Source organism: Helicobacter enhydrae (genome assembly GCF_001693335.1).
Taxonomy (GTDB): Bacteria; Campylobacterota; Campylobacteria; order Campylobacterales; family Helicobacteraceae; genus Helicobacter_G; species Helicobacter_G enhydrae.
This window is the reverse complement of sequence record NZ_CP016503.1, coordinates 707,473-727,461: the sequence shown is the minus strand read 5'-3', so window position 1 is coordinate 727,461 and position 19,989 is coordinate 707,473. Positions and strand designations below refer to the sequence as shown.

General features: G+C 39.2%; 10 protein-coding genes and 5 tRNA genes. 5 read left to right on the top strand and 10 right to left on the bottom strand.

Going from position 1 to position 19,989, the window contains the following annotated elements:
- Positions 1–117 precede the first annotated feature (117 nt).
- From BBW65_RS03325 to BBW65_RS03315, 3 genes are read right to left on the bottom strand one after another with little or no spacing between them, the layout of a single operon-like run.
- Entirely contained in the window at positions 118–1,350 is a 1,233-nt protein-coding gene (locus tag BBW65_RS03325) for a sensor histidine kinase (protein ID WP_066339672.1), read from the bottom strand.
- Positions 1,343–1,978 carry a response regulator transcription factor gene (locus tag BBW65_RS03320; RefSeq protein WP_066339669.1) on the bottom strand — a complete coding sequence of 212 codons (636 nt, stop codon included), beginning with the start codon at positions 1,976–1,978 and terminating at the stop codon, positions 1,343–1,345. Before BBW65_RS03320 ends, BBW65_RS03325 begins: the two co-directional genes overlap by 8 nt.
- A gap of 9 nt (positions 1,979–1,987) precedes the next feature.
- A complete protein-coding gene (locus BBW65_RS03315; protein ID WP_066339668.1) occupies positions 1,988–2,527 on the bottom strand; it encodes a PepSY domain-containing protein in 540 nt (179 codons plus the stop codon).
- 259 nt (positions 2,528–2,786) lie between these two features.
- Between BBW65_RS03315 and BBW65_RS03310 the strand changes: the two genes are divergently transcribed.
- From BBW65_RS03310 to BBW65_RS03295, 4 genes are all read left to right on the top strand, one after another.
- Positions 2,787–8,057: a S6 family peptidase gene (locus tag BBW65_RS03310; protein WP_066339666.1), complete on the top strand. Its 5,271-nt coding sequence runs from the start codon at positions 2,787–2,789 to the stop codon at positions 8,055–8,057.
- A 110-nt stretch (positions 8,058–8,167) separates the two neighbouring features.
- On the top strand, positions 8,168–9,925 hold the full coding sequence (gene dndC / locus BBW65_RS03305; RefSeq protein WP_233702107.1) for a DNA phosphorothioation system sulfurtransferase DndC: 1,758 nt from the start codon (positions 8,168–8,170) through the stop codon (positions 9,923–9,925).
- Positions 9,925–11,943 (top strand): AAA family ATPase, encoded by a 2,019-nt coding sequence (locus tag BBW65_RS03300; protein WP_066339664.1) that lies wholly within the window; start codon positions 9,925–9,927, stop codon positions 11,941–11,943. The genes dndC and BBW65_RS03300 overlap by 1 nt, the downstream gene beginning before the upstream one ends.
- A gap of 8 nt (positions 11,944–11,951) precedes the next feature.
- The gene (locus tag BBW65_RS03295; protein ID WP_066339658.1) at positions 11,952–13,433 is read left to right on the top strand and encodes an FtsK/SpoIIIE domain-containing protein; all 1,482 of its coding nucleotides are present in this window, start codon (positions 11,952–11,954) and stop codon (positions 13,431–13,433) included.
- A 133-nt stretch (positions 13,434–13,566) separates the two neighbouring features.
- Here BBW65_RS03295 and BBW65_RS03285 read toward each other — a convergent pair whose 3' ends face one another.
- The gene (locus BBW65_RS03285) at positions 13,567–14,433 is read right to left on the bottom strand and encodes a hypothetical protein (protein WP_066339653.1); all 867 of its coding nucleotides are present in this window, start codon (positions 14,431–14,433) and stop codon (positions 13,567–13,569) included.
- A gap of 224 nt (positions 14,434–14,657) precedes the next feature.
- Here BBW65_RS03285 and BBW65_RS03280 point away from each other — a divergent pair, with 224 nt between their 5' ends.
- Positions 14,658–16,307 (top strand): DUF262 domain-containing protein, encoded by a 1,650-nt coding sequence (locus BBW65_RS03280; RefSeq protein ID WP_066339652.1) that lies wholly within the window; start codon positions 14,658–14,660, stop codon positions 16,305–16,307.
- A gap of 1,601 nt (positions 16,308–17,908) precedes the next feature.
- On the opposite strand, the gene BBW65_RS07860 is transcribed toward BBW65_RS03280, so the two are convergent.
- From BBW65_RS07860 to thrC, 6 genes are all read right to left on the bottom strand, one after another.
- A tRNA-Glu gene (locus BBW65_RS07860) sits at positions 17,909–17,984 on the bottom strand.
- Positions 17,985–18,002: 18 nt separating this feature from the next.
- Positions 18,003–18,079, bottom strand: a tRNA-Asp gene (locus BBW65_RS03275).
- Between the two features lie 19 nt (positions 18,080–18,098).
- Positions 18,099–18,174 (bottom strand) — tRNA-Val (locus BBW65_RS03270).
- A gap of 35 nt (positions 18,175–18,209) precedes the next feature.
- A tRNA-Glu gene (locus BBW65_RS03265) sits at positions 18,210–18,284 on the bottom strand.
- Between the two features lie 30 nt (positions 18,285–18,314).
- Positions 18,315–18,390: transfer RNA gene (locus tag BBW65_RS03260), tRNA-Lys, on the bottom strand.
- A 125-nt stretch (positions 18,391–18,515) separates the two neighbouring features.
- The gene (gene thrC / locus BBW65_RS03255; RefSeq protein ID WP_066339651.1) at positions 18,516–19,970 is read right to left on the bottom strand and encodes a threonine synthase; all 1,455 of its coding nucleotides are present in this window, start codon (positions 19,968–19,970) and stop codon (positions 18,516–18,518) included.
- Positions 19,971–19,989 lie beyond the last annotated feature (19 nt).

Here is a 19,989-nt window from a genome sequence, read left to right as displayed (position 1 = left end):
TTATGGATTCAAATCTGATTCCAAAACCAATCAGAATCCACAAAAAACATCAATCCAACAAAACAAATAGGGGCGGGTGGGCGGGTCCCCCCCCCTCGAAAGTCCGGATCTGCGATCTTAAGATCGCAGATCCCATGTGAGAGTGAAAACACTACCTTGACCGACTTGACTTGTGCAGGAGATGTGGATGTGGAACTCATCGCAAATCTGTTTGATGATATTCAGCCCCAAGCCAAATCCACCCTTACTACGATCAAACCTTTGGAATCTGTGGAAAATATAAGGCAGATTTTCCTCTTTGATACCATAGCCATTGTCTTGGATGGTGAGTATGGCTTGTTTGCCCTCTTGTCGCAGTGCGATTTGCACTAGTCCATTTTTGGGCGTGTATTTGTATGCGTTGCTCAAAAGATTGTCCAAAACTAGCGTGATACTTTTGGGATTGGCATCAAGAGAGAGTGGGGCAAGCTGGGAGGAGATAGAGATGTTTTTTTGTGCAAAAAGTATTTCAAAAAATTCCAACCTCTCTGTGATGAGCTGTTGCATTGGGATTTGGGTGGATTGATTTTGGATTTGTCCAAATGTCGTATAAATCAAAGAATCATAAATGCTCTCTAGTGTTTTGGCGGCAATGAGGATAGAGGAGAAGCGTTTTTTGTCTTTGTCGTTGAGCTGATTGACATCAATCCCACTCACACTCATTTGCAAGATACTCACAGGGGTGTTGATTTCGTGCGTGCTATCTTTGATAAACAAATCCAAATCTTGGATTTTTTGATGCAATGGCTTGAGGGCTAGTCGCACAAGAAAAAAGCCCACAATGCTCATCATTACCACAAGTAGGCAAAACAACCCCCAAACCTTGACACGCAGTTGCCACAAAGGCGTGGCGATGTCACCCCCATCTATGATGATACGATATTTGTCTTCGTTGCGATGGTGGAGTTTTCGCTCAAAATTTGGGCGTCCAAATGAAGTCAGAATCGCGTGATTGTCGATGATATAAATCCCGTTTTCTAGTGGGACTGCTTTGGGATTGATTTTCATATTGCTATAAAGCAAGGTGCCATTGACATCAAAGACGCTCACCAAAAACCCTGCTTCCAAAGAGACGGATTGTAGAAGTGCCTTTTGTCCCTCCAAAGATCGAGTGTAGGCTCTGTATTTGCCGCGTTTTGCGGCGATGTATATTAGTTTTTTGCCTAGATTCTCCACATCGTGAAAAGAGCGGGTTTTGAGGGTGTTGAGTTCCCCAAAATACCAAACGCTAAACAAAACGCAGAGAAAAAAAGTATTGCTCAGTATATAGAGTGCAAGGATGCTGAAAGTTGTTTTTTTGGCTTCACTCATAGCAATAGCCCAACCCCCTTTTGGTTTTGATGTGCTCTTTTCCGATGTAGATTCTGATGTTTTTGATATAGACACGCAGGGCATTGAAGCTTGGCTCTTCATACCCCCAAAGACGACATGAGAGATCCTCCAAACTCAGATAAGTGCCTTTGTTTTCAATGAGCATTGCTAGGAGCTCGTTTTCTTTGTTGGTGAGAGGAAGGAGAGCAGAATCTTGATAAAGCAATTTTTGCACACAATCAAAATACACGCCATTGGCAAACTCGATGGTTTGGCGTGTTTTGAGTAGGCGTGTGATGCGTAGGTATAGCTCCTCAAGATCAAAGGGTTTTTTGAGATAATCATCACAACCGCTTCTGTATCCTTCTTGCAAGTCTTGGATGCTATGAAGGGAAGTTGTGAAAATCGTTGGGGTTTGGATTTTGTTTTGCCTCAAATGCTCTAGGAGGGCAAAGCCATTGCCTAGAGGCACCTTGACATCGAAGATGAAAAGTTCGTATTGGTTTTCTGTGGCTTTGATGAGGGCGTCATCGGCATTGTCAGTCACCTCCACTTCAAAGCCTTTGGAGATGAGAAACTCCTCAATCATTTCTGCCAATATCACTTCATCTTCAAGCAGTAAAATCATATTTCCTCTTTAAAATATATTTAGGTATGCAACACTCACACAAAGGAGTGTCCCAGCCAAGATAGAAGTGAGCATTTTACCTTTTTCTTTTGAATTAAAACTGATGATTAGACCGCTGATGTAGAATACAAAAAGAGCGATTGCAAATGCGTAGTTTAGTAGGTTGAAAGACCAATCACCCTTGCCTTTGTGGAGCATAATCAAATCCCCCATAATATTGCGATTGGTGACTGTCAAAACGCTGTTTGGTCCTTTGGGCTGCAAAGTCACGCTGTAGTCTAGTGTCCCTATGACAATTCCTCCACGCTTGAATGCTTTGGGAGTGGTGGATCGTGGTAGGGGAATATTGTTTTGCTGTAGCGTTTGCAAAATAGTATCAAGGGCTGTTGATTCTTGAAAGGGTTGCTGGATCACAATCGTTGTAGTCTCCGCTCCTGTGTTTTGATCATCTCCTTTCAAAAGAGCAATCCCTGTGATTGCAAAAACTAGTGCCATAGGCAGAAGCAACAAGCCGGTGTATATATGCACCTTTCTCATTATTTTTTTCATTTTGACCTCCTAGAGTAGATAATTTGGATACAAGGATTTTAAGTAGATAATGTAAGGTATAAATAAAGAAATCTCTATGACAGAGTAAATATTACCCACAGGAAAAAGATGTGACATGAATCGATTGGCACTTATATGAAATGTGTGCTAGAATATTTCATCATCTAGATAGAAAAGTTAGAGGTGGCGAGGTTTATTCAAAACAAGCTGAGCCGATTATGTCGTAATGAAACATTACTAATCGTCGTATGGATGAGCTATGAAAAGTAAAATTTGTATATCGGTGATCCTATCTACTTGTCTTCTTAGCAGTGCAAATGCACAAAGAATCAATATCGAAAACTTTTTTTATCGTGATTTTTTGGATATGGGACAAAACAAAGGTGCTTTTGTAGCAAACAAAGAAAATGTAAGCATTCAATCGGGCAAAATCCCTAATCTTTCCGTGAAATTTGATATGCCTTTCATTGATCAATCCCCAAGATCTAACAATGGCAATGTCACTGCTTTGGGTCGCAACTTCGCTGTGACGGCAGTTCATGTGAAAACTCCAGAAAACGATACAAGATATATGAATACTTGGGGGCAAACCAATTATGATAAACCTCTTGACAAAGGTAAATACGGAACAGATACAAAATTTTATCGTTATAGAAAATATATAGTTGAAGGACAAGCAAATCTACTAGATACAAAAATTAATGAGACAACAGCGAGTTCCCACAAAGACGATCCAAAAAATAAGCAAAAAATAGAAGCATTGAGAGAGGCTTACAAGAATTTAAAAAAAGATGAAAATGGCAAAGTGATTGTATTTCAGGCAGGACAAGGAAATTTGCAGTTATCGGGAGGGCAGAGACCTTGGACAGGGGGGCAGATCGGAATAGCGGGTTTTGAGGGATTGAGAGGTGGAGGGTTTGGAACCCTATGGGATGATCCTTTTTATTATCGAGTTAGTGGGGGACATAATACTGACTATGGTTTGGGGATTGCATACGCAATAGACACCAAATTCAGCAATGCAATCACGGTTGGTGATAGTGGAAGCGGACTTTTTGCGTATGACACAGAGAAAAAACAATATGTGCTTTTGGCTGTTGCTTCAGAAATTTTTGCAGGTACCCCTATAGCTAGATTCTCGTTTGTAGCTCAAAGTGATTTTGATCATTTTAAAAAACAATATGAGCAAACAATAGATTTGAAAGGTGGTGAGAATTGGGCATATCAAAACAATGGGCTTACAGACAATACGCATTGGAAGGGTATTGTAGATAACAAAGATATAATCTTTGAGGGTGGTGGCAAGGTTGAAATACAACAAAATATATATCGCAATATCAGTGGGCAAACAGGCGGGTTTGTCTTTGAGGCAATAAAGGATGCTACTGCAAACAAACCAACGACTTATACATTTGTGAGCAAAAATGGCAATACAAACTTTGGATTTGATGGTGCTGGATTAGATATAGGAAAAGATGTAACTGTAAATTGGAAAATAGGTTTTATAGAAAAGAAAAAAGGTGTAGGTGATGCTTTACATAAAATTGGTGAAGGAACCTTAATAATACAAGACTTTACCAATCAAGCAGGTGATAAACATATTGGTTATTTGCGTGTTGGTGAGGGTAAAGTTGTTTTTAAGGCAGATCAACAACGATTTAATGGAATCTATATTACAAGTGGTCGCTCTACAATCGAGTTGGACAAACTAGAGGGGATAGGGGCTACTAGAGATGGTGAAGCTTATAAGCTGGAGCAAAAATCAAGCAATGAGATGGGAATTTATTTTGGAAATAATGGTGGAAATCTTGATCTGAAAGGAAATAGCCTAACACTCAATACAATTTCAAGCAATGATGCAAATGCAAAGATTGTCAATACAAAAGCTGGAAGTCCAAGCATAATAACTATTGAGGGTTTGGGTTATGATGATAGGAAAAACAAAACCACAGATAAAGCAGATACTATCATTCACGCAAGTTTTGGTTTGCCTAATACAACAGGCTATCAAAATAATCTCAAAATAAAATATGAGGGTGGCACTCAAGACAATCAAGCTAGCTTGGTATTTGATGGGCATGTAAATATTAAAGGATTAGAGATAAGCAATAGGGCTAATGTCACTTTGCAGGGACATCCAACTACACACGCCTACATCTCAAAAACAGAAATATTGAACAAGGTTGTAGAGGTAGAAGGAAGCAAACTGCCGACTTGGATGGATTTATCGCGTCCTAGCACCTTGGAACAGCCAGATTGGGATCGCAGGGAATTCAAAATTCAAGAGATTGAGTTAAAGAATTCTAATTTGAATATAGGGCGTGAAGCCACACTTGAGGGCAAAATAAAAGCGACAGATAATTCTGCTATAAATTTTGGTGGCAATATCAATCACTTCATCGATAAAAAAGATGGCAAAAATACATCAGGCAATGGTTTTAGCTATCAGCAAGAAGTTGAGAAAAAAGCTTTGGAGCTAGAAACACAAGCAATCGCAAACAAGACAATCCACTTTCATGGTGAGATTGACATAAGTAGCGGAAGCATAACTTCTAGAATCTTTGATTTAACTTTGTCAAAACTTTCTATGACAAATAACGCTACACTAGACGCAGATTATTTGATTTTGGAGAAAAAAGATAGCAATAATGCACCTATAATGACTATCGATACCACTTCAAAAGCAACTATCAAAAATCTTTTGTTCAAAAATGTTGGAAATGATGATAGCGGCAATATTATTAAGATTAATGGAAGTGGCAGTAACGCTAACTTTAAAGTAACAGAGGGTTTGGGTTTTATTAAATCAACCATTGACAATCTTTCAAGTTTTTTAAGTAGCAATAATCCAAACATAACCCCACAAAATAACGCGTATGATATCTTTGTCTTGAGCGAATCAAAAGTAAAGGGTGAGACTACAAAGATACAAGGAAATGTAGAGGTAAGCAATCAATCTAGCCTTACACTGCAATCGATTGCACTAGATAGTGCAAAACATATCATCATAGATGGCAAAAATTCTAAACTAGACATTAAAGACAAGATCACTTCTAGTGCAGAGAATACTAGGATATTGGTCAATGGGACATCAGCTACACTCAAAACGGCACAGGGCATAGAACTAACAGGAACAAATGTTAGAAATGCAACAAGCAAATCGCAAATCTCTATCATAAATGGCGGTGTGCTTGAATCTAGTATCAAAGCAACCCATACAAATCTTGATATGTATATGGACAAAGATTCACGCATTGCTACAAATCACAAATTGGAAAGCAACAAGTCAAACATCAATTTGGTGGTCGAGGGTGGCAATGCAAGTGTTTTTGATATTGATGCCAAAGCAGGGAGCGACATCACACTGCAGGGGATACAGACAGATGGGGAAAATGCAGTATTTTATAAGGGTGAAATTACAGCTGATAGCTCAAAGATCACTTCAAAAAATGGGGATATCAATGCAAAGGTGGATTTGCAACAAGGTGCTATATTGGAAATACAAAATGGCACTTTGATACTAGATGATAAACGCAATAGCATAAAATTGGCAGGTGATAATACGACATTGAGCGTTGATACAATCTTGGTAAAAGATGTGCAAAATAATAAGAATATAGAGATTGCAAAAGGGAGTGGTGCAAGTCTGAATGTGAAAAATTTCACCGCAGAATCTAGCAAATTTCAAATACAAAATTTGTATGGTGAAAATGTCACTTTGCGACAAAATGCAGAAATGACTTTTGATAATGCTAATAACCCAATGATTCATACAAGTGTGAAAAACATAACTTTGGAAGCAGGCTCCAAAATAAAAGTGGGCGATACGGGCAATCCAAGCACCTTGAGGCTTGAAAACAACAGCATAGACATACAAATAGCAAAAGGCTCTGCAATAGAGATGAACCAGCTTGATGCAAAAAATTCAAGAGTGAGTATGGTGTTTGAGGAAACTCCGAGCGGTTTTTCTATCAATGCACACGACAATAGCAATGTTTCTATCAATACATATCATTATAACAATGGCAATGCCACAAATATCAAGACAGATGGTAGCTCAAAAATTGATTTTGATACTTTGAAAGTCGCTAGAAGTGATCAGCCCCTAGTGCTTGATGCAAATGTCGTTGTAAAGAAATATCTATGGATTGATGAAACATCAAAACACGCAAGAAAAAAGCGAGATATCAATCAAGTATCAAACGACACAGCGGGTGAAAAACTTTATGCGATCAATATGAAAGATGATAAGGTTTTGACGCTTGAGGATGGTAGCATTCTTGCCGTATCTGTTGATGACAAAATAGCAAATGATAGTCAAATTTTTGATCGATACCATACGCTAGTAACGGGCGAGATACAAGACAAACGCAGTGACAAAAGAATCAAATTGCAATTTAGCGGGAACCAAACCCTGTATTACACGACACTTACAGAGAATGACAAAATCTCTATCAAATTCAGCAAGGAAGATCCAAGCAGTTACAATGAATTAAAAAAGAATATCAAGAATGATCAGTTGCTAAAGATTTTGATACAACATAATCCAAACGATAAATATATCCAAATGGCAGGTAATGCAAGTCAATATACTGAGCTAGAAAGACAGCTCAATCAGCTTGACACACGCTTGGAGAGAATGGCAAAAGCAAATAGCGGTGCTATGAGTGCAAAGATACTGCATAGCAACAATGATGTGATCAACAATCATCTCATAGACGCACAAACTAGGCAATCAGGTGATGATTTGTGGTCCAATGTGGGCGGCGGCTATTTTGGACAAAATGATGGGAAGTTGGTATTGTATGGCGTGGATTTCGGTTATGACAAAACAATAGCACTTGCCCAAAGCTCCTATGTCTTTGGTGTGATGGCAGGGATTGGTCAAGCTAGGCATAGTGCATTTAATATGAGCGACAATACATTGTTCTACAATGTAGCACTATATGGTTTAGCCATATTTGATGCAAATGAGATACAAAGCAATGTGCATTTTGCTTATCTTAGTGGCGATAGGACACTAGATCAAGATATGAGTGATCATTTCAGAAGTAGCACTTATGGCGTGTTGTGGAGTAATTCTTATAAATACGGATTCAAGCTTCAGGCATTGGGACAATATCAGCAGACGATCAAACCTATTGCTATTTTTAACTTCGAGACTAGCAAGATAGGGGCTATCAATGGCTCTTATTACAAACAAAAAGCATATAGCGATTTCACAGCGTCGGTTGGTGCAGGGGTGGAATACAATGCTGCAAAATCTACCACTACTTATGTTGCACAATTAATACTGCTAAAAGATGTTTATTCTTCTTCTGGTGGCATTGATGTTTCTTTGAAAAATGCACAAGAGTATAAAAACTATAAAATCAATAACAATCTAGCAAACGCACAATTCAATCTGTTTGGTCGCAATGATTTGAGCAATAGTTGGTCTATCAAGTATGGTGTATCTGCTCTTGCTGATATTGCCGGTGATTTTGGTGTAAAGGGTCATTTGACAATAGGATATAAGTTTTCAAAATAAAAGATCAACAGAGTGATGAGGTGAGATTTGAGATTGCAATCAAAGAGATTGTGATTTAGAATCAGTGATTCCAAATCGCACTGCAAAACACATCGAAGGAATTTGTTATAATGCCCCTTTTGATATTTGGTCTATGGGGTATAATCTTGGACATTATGGCTTTGGATAGCAATACATTCGCAAAACAACACACTGAATTTATGATTATTGATACAAGATCATCTGTTGCCTATGAAGTTGCACATTTGCAGGATTCTATCAATTTGGCGACAAAAGATTCTATTGCAACATTTATCAAGCGTTGTTTTGACTCAAAAGATTTATCTTCACCCCCCCCCCCCACTTATAAGCCACTTTTATTTTTATGCTTTTCAGCCAAGGGCGCAAAAGACTTGGCAAAGTTTGCGATGCCTTTGTTGCAAACTTCGCATTATCCCTTTAAAGAGGTGTATTATTTAACATCTGGGGTGATGGAGTTGTATGACTCTGGATTTGTATTTGTCGAAAACACCCTGTGCCAAACTCCACAATCAACCTATCTCAATGACATTATCACACAAACAAAAGATGAGCTAAAAAGGCAGTTTTTAGGCACGACTCGTGCGTGGATTATTGCTTTTAGTGGAGGCAAAGATTCCACTTGTATTTTGCAATTGTTTTATGAAATGCTAGCAAGTTTGCCAAAACATTTACAAAGACAAAGCTATGCTATTGCTTCAAATACACTTGTAGAAGCCCCACATATTGATATATTTTTGCATAATGTGCTAGATTCTATAAATACTCATGCTAAAAACAATGGGATTCCATTTGAGATTTTGCAAGTTTCACCAAGTTTGCAAGATGACTTTTGGGTAAATCTTATTGGCAGAGGTTATCCAAGTCCAACAAGGACATTTCGCTGGTGCACTGATAGATTAAAAATCACGCCAAGCAAAATGGAAGTAGCAAGAATTGTGCAAAAGTTTGGTTCTGCATTGCTTGTGCTTGGGGCAAGAGAACAAGAATCTACAAACAGAAAAAGATCTATGCAAAAGCGGATTTTAAACAATCAAGGCTTTTCAAAACACGATGATTTCCCAAATACAATGACTTATGCACCACTTAGCAAATGGAGCACTGATGATGTATGGGCGTATTTGAGCACGCATAAACCTTTGTGGGAAAAAGATCATAGTGAGCTTTTTAGACTCTATGCGAAGGCAAGTGGTGATGAATGTCAGTTTGTTACGCATTTATCACAAAGCAGTTGTGGTGGGAGTAGATTTGGCTGTTGGGTTTGCACTGTGGTGAATGAGGATAAATCTTTGCAGGGTTTTATAGACACAGGCGAAGCATATTTAAAACCCCTCAATGATTTTAGAAATTATATAAAGCTTTTGCGAGAAGATAAGAATGCTAGAGCAGATTACAAAAGAGATGGTAGGGCAGTCTATAAAAATGGAGGGCTTGGACCATTTCTAAGTAAAACACGCATAGAGATACTAAGAAAGCTTTTGGAAGCAGAAGCAGAGTATATAAGGCTTGGTGGAGTAGGAGAGCTTATCAGCTCTGAGCAGATTCTAGGGATACAAAAGGAATGGGACAGGGATTTTGATTTTGAAAATACTGCATTGCAAATAGCAAGACAATTTGATAAAGGAGTGCCAATGAAAGATGAAAAGCAAAATATTTTGCATGAAGAAATATTAGAAGAGATTGTGACAAACAATGATGGCGTAGAGCTTGATGATGTCAAAGCCTTATTGCACAGAAGTATTGAGATCTACAATACACACGGACGCAGAGGTGTAAATAGTGCACCAGCAAAAATCAAAGAAGAGATTGAAAAACTCATAGATGACAAAAGCACAAAAGAGGAGCAGTAATGTTTATAGAAAAGATTACTATTTGCAATTTGTTTGCTTACTATGGGGAGAAAAGCGTTGTGTTTAGGCAACACGACAGCAAAAAACTTTATTGTCTTTATGGCAACAATGGCTTTGGGAAAACAAGTTTTATCCGTTGTGCCAAACTGCTTTTTCTTGGCACAGGTTTGAATGAGGGCAAAGCCCCAAGCTTGATTGCGCAATTTTATAAAGAAAAAACATTGCCACCAAAAACACTCATCCTTGGGGATCAAAACTTCAATGGGATCTTGAATAAATACGCATTGAATGAATGGCAAAGCGAGTATTATGTAGCTTTTGAGGGGAGTTTCAAGGGACAAAGATTCTATATAGAAAGAAGATTTGACAATGTTTTGACAAGAGAGGTGCAAGAGAATCTTAGATTGGAGCTTGATGGTGTCGCGTATGAAAATAATGACGCACAAGATAAGCTATCAATGATGTTGCCCCCTTTGTTTTTGGAGTTTTTCTTTTTTGATGGCGAAGAAATAGGAAGCATTTCAGACAATATACGCACAGGATTGAAAGAAAAAATGGAAGTGATTTTGCAGATTACGCCACTTGAAATCTTGCTTGAACGCATGGGAAAAATCCGCAGAGAATTGATAGAAAATGAAGAGAAAAATGAGCGAACCAAAGAGCAGTTGGAGTCCAATGCGAGAAAACAAGATGACGCCCAGCAGGATTTGGAAGTTGCAGAAAGGCATATCAACGCCCTCTCTGCAAAAATGCAAGAATTACAAGAATATATCAAAAACGAACAAGCGACACTCAACACACTTATTGCAAACACAGACAATGACAGAAAACTACTCATTAGCAACAAAGATCACACAGAGAGTAACCTAGCCAAAACAAAAGACAGCCTCAAAGAGGGCTTAAAATACATTGTGAGTGTGGCTAATGATGAGCTTACGCAATCACTCCAAGCCTATATGCAAACCTTGCAACAATCCGTGCTCAATGATGATGTGGAGGGCTTTGATAAGATTGTTGAAATAGCGGGAAATGAAATTTTGAAAGAAATTATAGCCAACGACAAACGAGTCGCAAGCGATCAAAGAGAACTTGTCCATAAGCTTACTCTTGATTTCTTGCACAAGATGAAAGAAATGATCATCACCCAAAATCTCCCCAAATCTTATATCCCATATAATCAAATCCAAGCGATTGAAACTGCTATTGCATTTACAAGAGATAAGCCACTCATCAAAGACATAAATGAAGCCTATGATTTGAAAAAAGAGATAAAGGCTATCGTGGATACGCTCAATGAGTTGTATATTGATGAGGACAACAGAAGCAAACAAGAGGAGATTGAGAAAGTTATCAAAGATTATCAAGAGAAGTTGGCACAGAAAGAGGGAGAGTATATAGCAGAACTAGAGAAAAGACTAGGGCTTAAACATAAAATCGAAGAGTTGGAAAAAGAAAAAACTCTGCTTTATGCAAGGATCAACACCGAACGCATTAGCAAAAAACTCAGAATCCTAGAGTGCCTTCAAGATGTAGTGACACAATACAAAGAACGCTTGATAGACACATTGAGAGATGAGCTTTGCAGAGGGATAGAGCAAAACTATAAGACTTTATTGCCCAATGACAATATCATGTCTGTGGAGATGGGATCAAATTTTGACATTACGCTCAAGGATATTGATGGAAATGAAATCAGTGTCGCAAATCAAAGTAGCGGACAAAAGCAAATTCTAGCAATTGCTATCTTTTGGACGCTAAGCCAGTTATCACATTCTACAATACCACTTATTATTGACACCCCACTTGCAAGAATTGATTCTGCCAATCGCAAAAGGATCATACAAAACTATTATGCTCAAAATTCTCAAGTGATAGTGTTGCCACACAATGGCGAAATGGGTTTGCAAGAATATGAGTATGCCAAGCCCTATATCGCAGGGCTTTATAGGATTGATAATAGTGGAGATAGGGGACATGCTGAAATCAAAATCGTGCAAGATGCTAGTGAGTTATTTTAGGAGTAAATATGGCAGATTTTTATACAAACCAAACAGAAGAAAATCTTATTTATCGTGTTATCAAAGAGGGCTTAGGCTTTGAATCTGAAAACGATATTCCAAAATATCTGATTTTGCGTTTAGCCCTAGCTTTGGCTTTGCGGCTAAAGACTGAGCCACTAGATTCAAATCTTTGGGCAGAGAGGCAATTGGGCGGAAGCAAAAGCAAAGAATACCATTTGGGGCAACTCACAGGCAAAAATAAGGGTGCAAATGAAGATATGGATCTTTTGTATAGGGCATTGCTTACAGAAAAATTTCAGCCATATTTGAAAGAGGATTTGTTTAGTGATGATAAGGCTTATATTGCTTTGCTTGGCAAAAATATCCAAAGAGGACTTTTTGAGATTTATCATTCTTGGAAAAACAATGATTGTTTTTATCAATGGTGCAAGGACAATTTAGGCTTTAGTTTGCAAACAGCCCAAGGCGTAGAAACTCGCATTGATTCGACAAAATCACAAGATTCTGCACTTTTTGAAAAGATAGAAGACTATTATGCCAAACATCATATTTCCCTTACACATCTAGGGACTTTTGATTCTTATAGGCATAGAATCTGTAAGGTTGAGGTAAAAGATTCTAGCAAATTGCAAAGCTTTGAAACACAGGCTAAACTGCTTGATAAAATCTTAGGATTGCCTAGTGTAAAAATCACTTCTTGCAAGGCTCAAGGACTAGCAAGGACATACAATATCGAAGAAGAAAAAGAAGAGGGAGAGTGGAATTATCCTAGCAAGGCAGAGATTGAAAATGCCCTTTGTGCCTTGCAATCAAAGCAATGCAACCTCCCTATTTTTGCAGGATTTGACATAGAGAAAAAGCCCTTTTATTTTGATTTGGTAAAAGCCCCTCATTTGATTGTTGCAGGGATGACAGGTAGTGGAAAAACTATATTTTTGCAAAGCGTCATAACCTCTCTTTTGAAAAGCAAAAAAGCAGAAATTGTAGTGATAGATCCAAAAAGTGGCATTGATTATCAAGCTTTTGGCGACAAAATAAGACTTATTATAGAGACTGAAGAGGCATGTCAATTTTTGGATGATTTGATAGAGGAGATGAAAGAAAGAAACGAGAGGATGAGGGATTCTCAAGTGAGTGATATAGAATCTCTTGGTTTGCCATATAGAGTTGTGTTTGTTGAAGAGCTAAATTTTATTGTTGAGAATAACAAAGAGATTGAAAAGAAACTTGCCAAAAATATGTTTATCGTGCGTCAAGCAGGGATCCATCTCATACTTGGTATGCAAAATCCTGATTCTAAAAATCTAAGCAGTAATCTACGCAGCAGTGCAAGTCGCATAGCCTTGCGTGTGGCTAAGGCAGAAAACTCTAGGGTGATCCTTGGTGAATCTGGAGCTGAAAAACTCACTGCCAAAGGTGATATGCTCATAAAACTAGAGGGTGCAAGTGAGCTAAAAAGAGTTTTTGGCGTCAAACTTGAGATGTAGCCAGAACAAAATCGCACGACTAGCACGACTCGCTCTATCCTGAAGCGAGGTGAGCAGAGGGTGCGTTTGTGCCCCCCCCCTCATTGCAAATTTGCTATATGGGCATTTGCCCCCACATCCCTCAAGCCAAATCCTAAAAATCACAAGAAAGTGTCAAACCAAACGCACTTGTAAAGTTTGCAGGTTCTATAAACTCTCCTGCCGGTCTGCCATTTTTGTAGGCTTGAAGCACATTAGATTTGGCAATCTCCCAATGGTCATAATATGCCAAAACTTTAATCGCCCCTTTGCTAAATGGGAACTTCATTCCAAGTGCAAAACGCCCACCCTCCCCCTTTTTCTGCGTAAAAAACAAATCTTTGTCATATCCGACATCTGTGAGGTGCGTGGTGTTGTGCCCGAATAACAAGAAGCGATGTTCTGCAAGGGCGATAAAAGCAAAGTTTGCACTAATTGGGATTTCCCCACTCACCCCAATAGGCAAAAAGACATAGCCCTGATAGCGTTTATAAGAAGCCTGAATGCCGGGCTGATCAATCACTTGATTGTATAAAAAACGATAACCCAACCCCACATAAACAAACAACACCTCTTGTTCTTGCTTGAAAAACGCCACTCCGAGTTTTGGCACGATCCCAGCATAATAATCCGTAGAATCCGTGTTGTATTTTTTGACCCCTATGACATTACCTGCATTGTCGCTATATGCAATCCCGCCATCATAGTGATTGGCACCGATGTGTGTGGCAAAATAAAAATCATTTTCAAATTTAAACATCTTTTGCCTAAATTCTGTATTGACATTGAGATTGAGCATCGAGCCTCCGACATTCATAAGCCCCGGCTCTTCGTAATAATAGCTTTCTATCCCCACTCCTATATTTGTCGTGAAATTGGAGGGTTTTTGATGGTTGGTGGGGGCTTTGTTGGTAGTCGGAGTGTTGGGTTTGGCTTGTAATCCCAAGCACAATGCAAGGCATAAACAGATGAGCTTTTTCATACAGACTCCTTTTGGCGTGATGATGGATTGTATTATTTTTTGGTTCAAGAGAACTTAAGAGAATTTTCCTCATCAATATTCAAAGATTTTTTTAAACATCGATTGCATTGCGTGCATTTGAGCCTTTGTGCAATCGTAATGAGTGCTTGAGGGCTAGACATTTGACAATCAAAAAATCTACGATAAAATTTAGTTTTTAATTTCGATGATTCAAAGGAGCAATGATGACACCATACAAACATTCACTCAAAGAGTTTTTTGAAGGCGAGAAGGAGTTTTCTATCCCCGTGTATCAGAGGGCGTATTCTTGGGAAAAATCTCAATGGCAGGTGTTTTTGGAGGATTTGGAGGAAGCGACTAAGGGGGAAAACCACTATTTCTTTGGCAATGTTTTGCTAGAGAAAACAGAAGATGGCAAATTTGAAGTGATTGATGGACAGCAAAGGCTTACGACAATTGTGATTTTTATGCGTGCTTTGATTAATGTCTTAAACAATGAGACTGCAAGGCTAGAAGAGTGGTATTTGATCCAACAAAACAAGCCCAAACTCAATGCTGTGGAGTATGATAGGGATTATTTCTATGATGTGATTATCCGTAATGATGACAATACACACAAGCCACAAACGCCATCACAAAAGCGTATCAAAGGGGCAAAAGAGTTTTTCACAAAAGAGCTCAAGGCACAAAAGACAGAAAGGCTTGCAAAAATACTTGATGCCCTAGAAGAAGCAGAGATGCTTCAAATCGTATTTGCAAACAAAAAAGATTCTGTTTTGATGTTTGAATTGCAAAACAATCGTGGCAAAGAGCTAACAAATATGGAAAAGCTCAAGAGCTATCTTGCATATCAAATCTATACTTATGCCGACAAAGAGGGTGCTGAATATAGGCTCAAAAGAGTGGCAGAGATTTTTAAGGAAATCTATAGGGTTTTAAATGACATCAGGATATTGGATGAAGATGCGATTTTGCAATATTTCAATATGGCAAAATATGGTTTTGGATATAGAGAAAATGATGATACTTTGAGCTACAAAAGCAAACTCAAAAAAATTGAGGACGCAGAAAAGCTTGATTGGATTGATAGTTATGTCAAAGAGCTCAAAGATGCCTTTATGGATTTCAAAACATTTGAAAACCTAAAAAGCGAGTATAAAGACTATTTGATTGATTTGAAGGTGTGGGAAATCTATCCCTTTGTCATCAAAGCTTATACACTTTTTAGAAATGATACAGCAAAGCTAGAGAGGGTATTCAAAGCCCTTGAGGTGATTGCTTTTAGAGATAAGCTTGTCAAGACAAGAGCTGACTTGGCATCAAGGCTTAATCAAGTGCTGAAAAATTTCACTAGTGTAGAAAAGCTTGAGGAGGGTATCAAAGAGATTTGTAGTGGATATTGGGGTAATCGTGCTATCTCTGATGCAATCAGACCAAAGGAATATTCATTGGGTAGAATCGCCCCATATATTTTTATGCGTTATGAAAACTCTTTGCTCACACAAAATACAAAAACAAAAGGATATGGATTCACATTGGATCAAATCAAAAATCCACAGATTGAGCATATTGCCCCACAAACAGAAAATAAGCAAGGGGGACAAGCGAGTGGGTATTGTGAATATGATCAAGAATTCAAGGAACGCTATTTGCACTACATAGGCAATCTCATGCTGATAGACCAAGCACACAATGTGGTGATTGGCAATAAGCCCTTCAAAGACAAGCTAGATAGCTACAATAACTCTCCTATGCAACAACACAAAGAAATCAACGATTTTGCCAGTGATGGACGCTGGGATAAAGATTCTATTGGGAGGCGATATAGGAAACTAGAGAAGTTTATCCTTGATACTTGGAGTCTCAAGGATTAAATCCATAGACTTCAGGCAGAGCGTGAGTTTGGAGAGGGGGAGGGGGTGAGGCTCTTGCAAGTTGATAGGCAACCACTCTCTCTAGCATTTGCTTTGATTGTTTGTATCGCTTTTGATTTGAATCTAGATTCTTGTCTTGTTGTGAAATTGTATTGTGTGGGATAAACTTACAAGGAGAGGCAGGAGATAAACTCCACCCAATCTAGCCTCCATTTATGGACTTACTTCCTTGTATAGTTTTTGCTGTGCTGAAGATTAACTAAAACTTTGGCTAGATTGAGTATAATGCCTCTTGTTTTATTTGTTAATGAGCGATTAGCTCAAGGATGGCTTCCACTAGCTCGACCAAAGCTAGCAGAAGCTTTATAAGTTGGAATACTAAATCCATACTTACCACCTCCTTTCACAAGGAAGCGTCCTTCTCCAACACAAATGTGATTATACAAAACCAAAACTTCAAAAACCCTCACTATTTCATACAATCACGGCAAACCGCTGACCAAACTAACCTTGTAGAACCCAAAGGATTCTAGAATCGCCAAAAGTGCGGTTTTGCAAAACGCTGTTTGCTACCTCTCTTTTTGATTCTTGCTTTTGCACAAGCACACTTTTGAGTGATTCTAGAATCTCTAAGACTTCTTTTTGGAGTTGGCTTGAGAGGCTCTATACCCTTTGGTGATTCTTTGGTTGTTGAATCTTAGTTTGAGTGAAGCACGGATTTGAGGTGATTCAAAGTTGGCTTGAAGCTTTCTTTTTGGGTCATTTTTACAGAAGCACACTTCTTGGTAATTAAATCTCACTTTGCTTTTTTCTATAAGGGGGACAAGGGGGTTTATTGCGAGGCACCCCCCTTATCCCCCTTAAAATCCCCCAAACCCCTGCCCGCTTTTTGTGTGTTACCCACATTACTTTGACTTTGTTTTGATTCTTTGGTGTTTTGAGTTTGATTCTTGTTTATTGATTTGAATCTAGATTCTTAGAATCTTTGAAATCTTTTTGAAAAACTTTGATTCTAGATTCTTGTATTTCTTTACCAATTCTTGGAATCTTTAGAATCTCTTTGCAATTTTTTAAAAACTCCTAAAAACACAAAAACCCCACCAAGTTATAAGGGCAAAGAAAACCGCTAACCAAACCAACCTTGTAGAACCAAAAAAGATTCCAAGTCAATGTAATCTTGAACGAGCCTTGCTAATGCAATGCTGGGGTTATGGGGGTTGTTAAGGGGGATAAGGGGAACGCTGCCCTAAGTTCCCCTTGACCCCCTTAAGAGAGATCCTAGGGGATTCTAGAATTGCATAAAGGGTGCTTCGCTCAAGCCAAGATTAAAAAAGAAAGCTCCAAGCCGTGTTTGAAAAACTAGGAAATGTGCTTTTGCAAAACAAACCCCCAAAAGAGAGAATCCAAGAGATTCTAGAATCACCACAAAATCTGTGTTTTACAAACTAATTTCAACATATCAAGTTAAGCCCAAAATCCCTGACAAACAGCATTGGACAAAGATATTCCGACACTCGATTGAAGCAAAGTTCTAAAGACATTTAGGTTTTGCAGTGAGCGAGGTTAGCCAATCAATCCTTTTTGGACGGATTTGAGTTTTGTGGCGACCCTTAGAAGATTCGAACTTCTGTTCCTACCTGGAAAGGGTAGTATCCTTGGCCACTAGATGAAAGGGTCGTAAAGTGTTTGAAGTAATGGCGGAGCGGACGGGGCTCGAACCCGCGACCCCCTGCGTGACAGGCAGGTATTCTAACCAGCTGAACTACCGCTCCAGAATCTGAGGAGATGATATGGTGGTCGCTATAGGACTCGAACCTATGGCATCCACCTTGTAAGGGTGGCGCTCTACCAACTGAGCTAAGCGACCAAATTCTAAAAATCACCAAATTGTTTGAAGTAAAGTGGTGACCCCTAGGGGACTCGAACCCCTGTAGCCACCGTGAAAGGGTGGTATCCTAACCGCTAGATGAAGGGGCCACTTATCAAATTGATTAAACCCAAAAATAATGGTGACCCGTGTTGGATTCGAACCAACGGCCCACTCCTTAAAAGGGAGTTGCTCTACCGACTGAGCTAACGGGTCATTTCGTTAAAAAAGTGTAATTATATTTTTTTTGTTTGCCAAAGTCAATAGATTTTGCATATTTTGTTGAAATTTGCATCAAAAAGCCAAATCTAGCGGCATTTGGCAAGGGGTGCAGAAGGAGATTATCGGGTTTGCAACCATTGGCAAATCGCATCTTTGACTTCTTGGGATTGGAGTGGAGTGGGCTCTCGCTCTTGCACTTCAAAGAGTTTGGCGATAGAGTGGTGGAGCGGGAGTTTGTATGTTGTTTGCAAAAAAGCAATCGCTTCTTGATCGCTGAGATGCTGACCTGTGAGCGCAAATGCAATAGTCGGGCTAAACTTGCTCCATTCTGCAGTGGAGCAAACAAGCGTTTGAGAATCTTTGGGGAGTTTTTTGGCACAAAAAAGTGCCACTGCCGTGTGCGGATCGATGATGTGATGGGATTGTGCATATTCTTTGATGGTTTCTAGACATTCTGTGTCATCGCAGTAGAACGCATCAAAATACATTCGCAGTTGGCTCAATTCTGATGGAGTGAGCTGGTATTTTTTGTCCTTGTCAAGTTGTTGCATCAAGTCTTTGGTGCGTCGCTCTCCATATAGTGCGAAGAGAACGCGTTCTGTGTTGGAGCTTTTGAGAATATCCATAGCGGGAGAATGGGTTTGCAAGAGTGATTTGCTAGAAATGTCATAGATTCCTGTTGTAATCCACTCTGTGAGGATGTTGTTGGTGTTACTTGCGATGATGATTTTGCGGAATGGCACCCCCATCATTTTGGCATAAAACGCCCCTAGTGCATTGCCGAAGTTTCCACTAGGAATGACACTATAAATCTCATCGCTAAGCTCGATGTGTCGTTGTTTGCATAGTTGCAAATAACCCCAAATGTGATAAATGATTTGAAACGCAATACGCCCAAAATTGACAGAGTTAGCCGCCGAAACGGCGATATGTTGCTCCTTGAGCATTGCGACAAACTCCGTATCATTGAGCAGGGTTTTGAGAATGTTTTGTGCTGTGTCAAAATCTCCATAGATAGGCAAAACTTTGAGATTGGAGGCGTTTTGTGTCGTCATTTGCAGTCTTTGGACATCGCTTGTGCCAAGATGAGGGTAGAAACATACGACATTGATATTGTCCATCCCCTTGAAGCTTTCTAGTGTCGCAGGACCTGTGTCCCCACTTGTTGCAGTGAGAATCAGATAGCGTTCTTTTGGGGTGATGGAGCCAAACAATGAAGCTAAGGGTTGGAGTGCCATATCTTTGAACGCTCTTGAGGGTCCGTGGTAGAGTTCTTGGATATGCAAAGTCGGTGAGAAATGTGTCAGCGGAGCAGGGTTGGTAGGGTTGTCGAAAGTCTCATAGCGTTGAATGGCTTGAGATAAAAAATCTGTTTGCAAATGGAGATGTTCAAAAATAGCAAAACAAAGCTCTTTGTAATCAAGATCGATAAGTGAGGATAATGCAAGAGGGGCAAAATCTTTGAGAGTGTGTAGCCCACCAAAATCAGCCTGTGGGTGCAAAATGGCATCCTCAAAAGATGTGTTTTTGTTGTCTATATCTCCACGCGTTTGAAAAAAGATGCGATTGTCCATTGTTAGCCTTTTGTGTTGG

Bases quoted from the DNA above. Each gene is read 5' to 3' on its own strand.
- BBW65_RS03280 (WP_066339652.1), top strand. From the start codon at position 14,658: ATGACACCATACAAACATTCACTCAAAGAGTTTTTTGAAGGCGAGAAG.
- BBW65_RS03315 (WP_066339668.1), bottom strand. From the start codon at position 2,527: ATGAAAAAAATAATGAGAAAGGTGCATATATACACCGGCTTGTTGCTT.
- BBW65_RS03300 (WP_066339664.1), top strand. From the start codon at position 9,925: ATGTTTATAGAAAAGATTACTATTTGCAATTTGTTTGCTTACTATGGG.
- BBW65_RS03285 (WP_066339653.1), bottom strand. From the start codon at position 14,433: ATGAAAAAGCTCATCTGTTTATGCCTTGCATTGTGCTTGGGATTACAA.
- BBW65_RS03325 (WP_066339672.1), bottom strand. From the start codon at position 1,350: ATGAGTGAAGCCAAAAAAACAACTTTCAGCATCCTTGCACTCTATATA.
- BBW65_RS03320 (WP_066339669.1), bottom strand. From the start codon at position 1,978: ATGATTTTACTGCTTGAAGATGAAGTGATATTGGCAGAAATGATTGAG.
- BBW65_RS03310 (WP_066339666.1), top strand. From the start codon at position 2,787: ATGAAAAGTAAAATTTGTATATCGGTGATCCTATCTACTTGTCTTCTT.
- dndC (WP_233702107.1), top strand. From the start codon at position 8,168: ATGCCCCTTTTGATATTTGGTCTATGGGGTATAATCTTGGACATTATG.
- thrC (WP_066339651.1), bottom strand. From the start codon at position 19,970: ATGGACAATCGCATCTTTTTTCAAACGCGTGGAGATATAGACAACAAA.
- BBW65_RS03295 (WP_066339658.1), top strand. From the start codon at position 11,952: ATGGCAGATTTTTATACAAACCAAACAGAAGAAAATCTTATTTATCGT.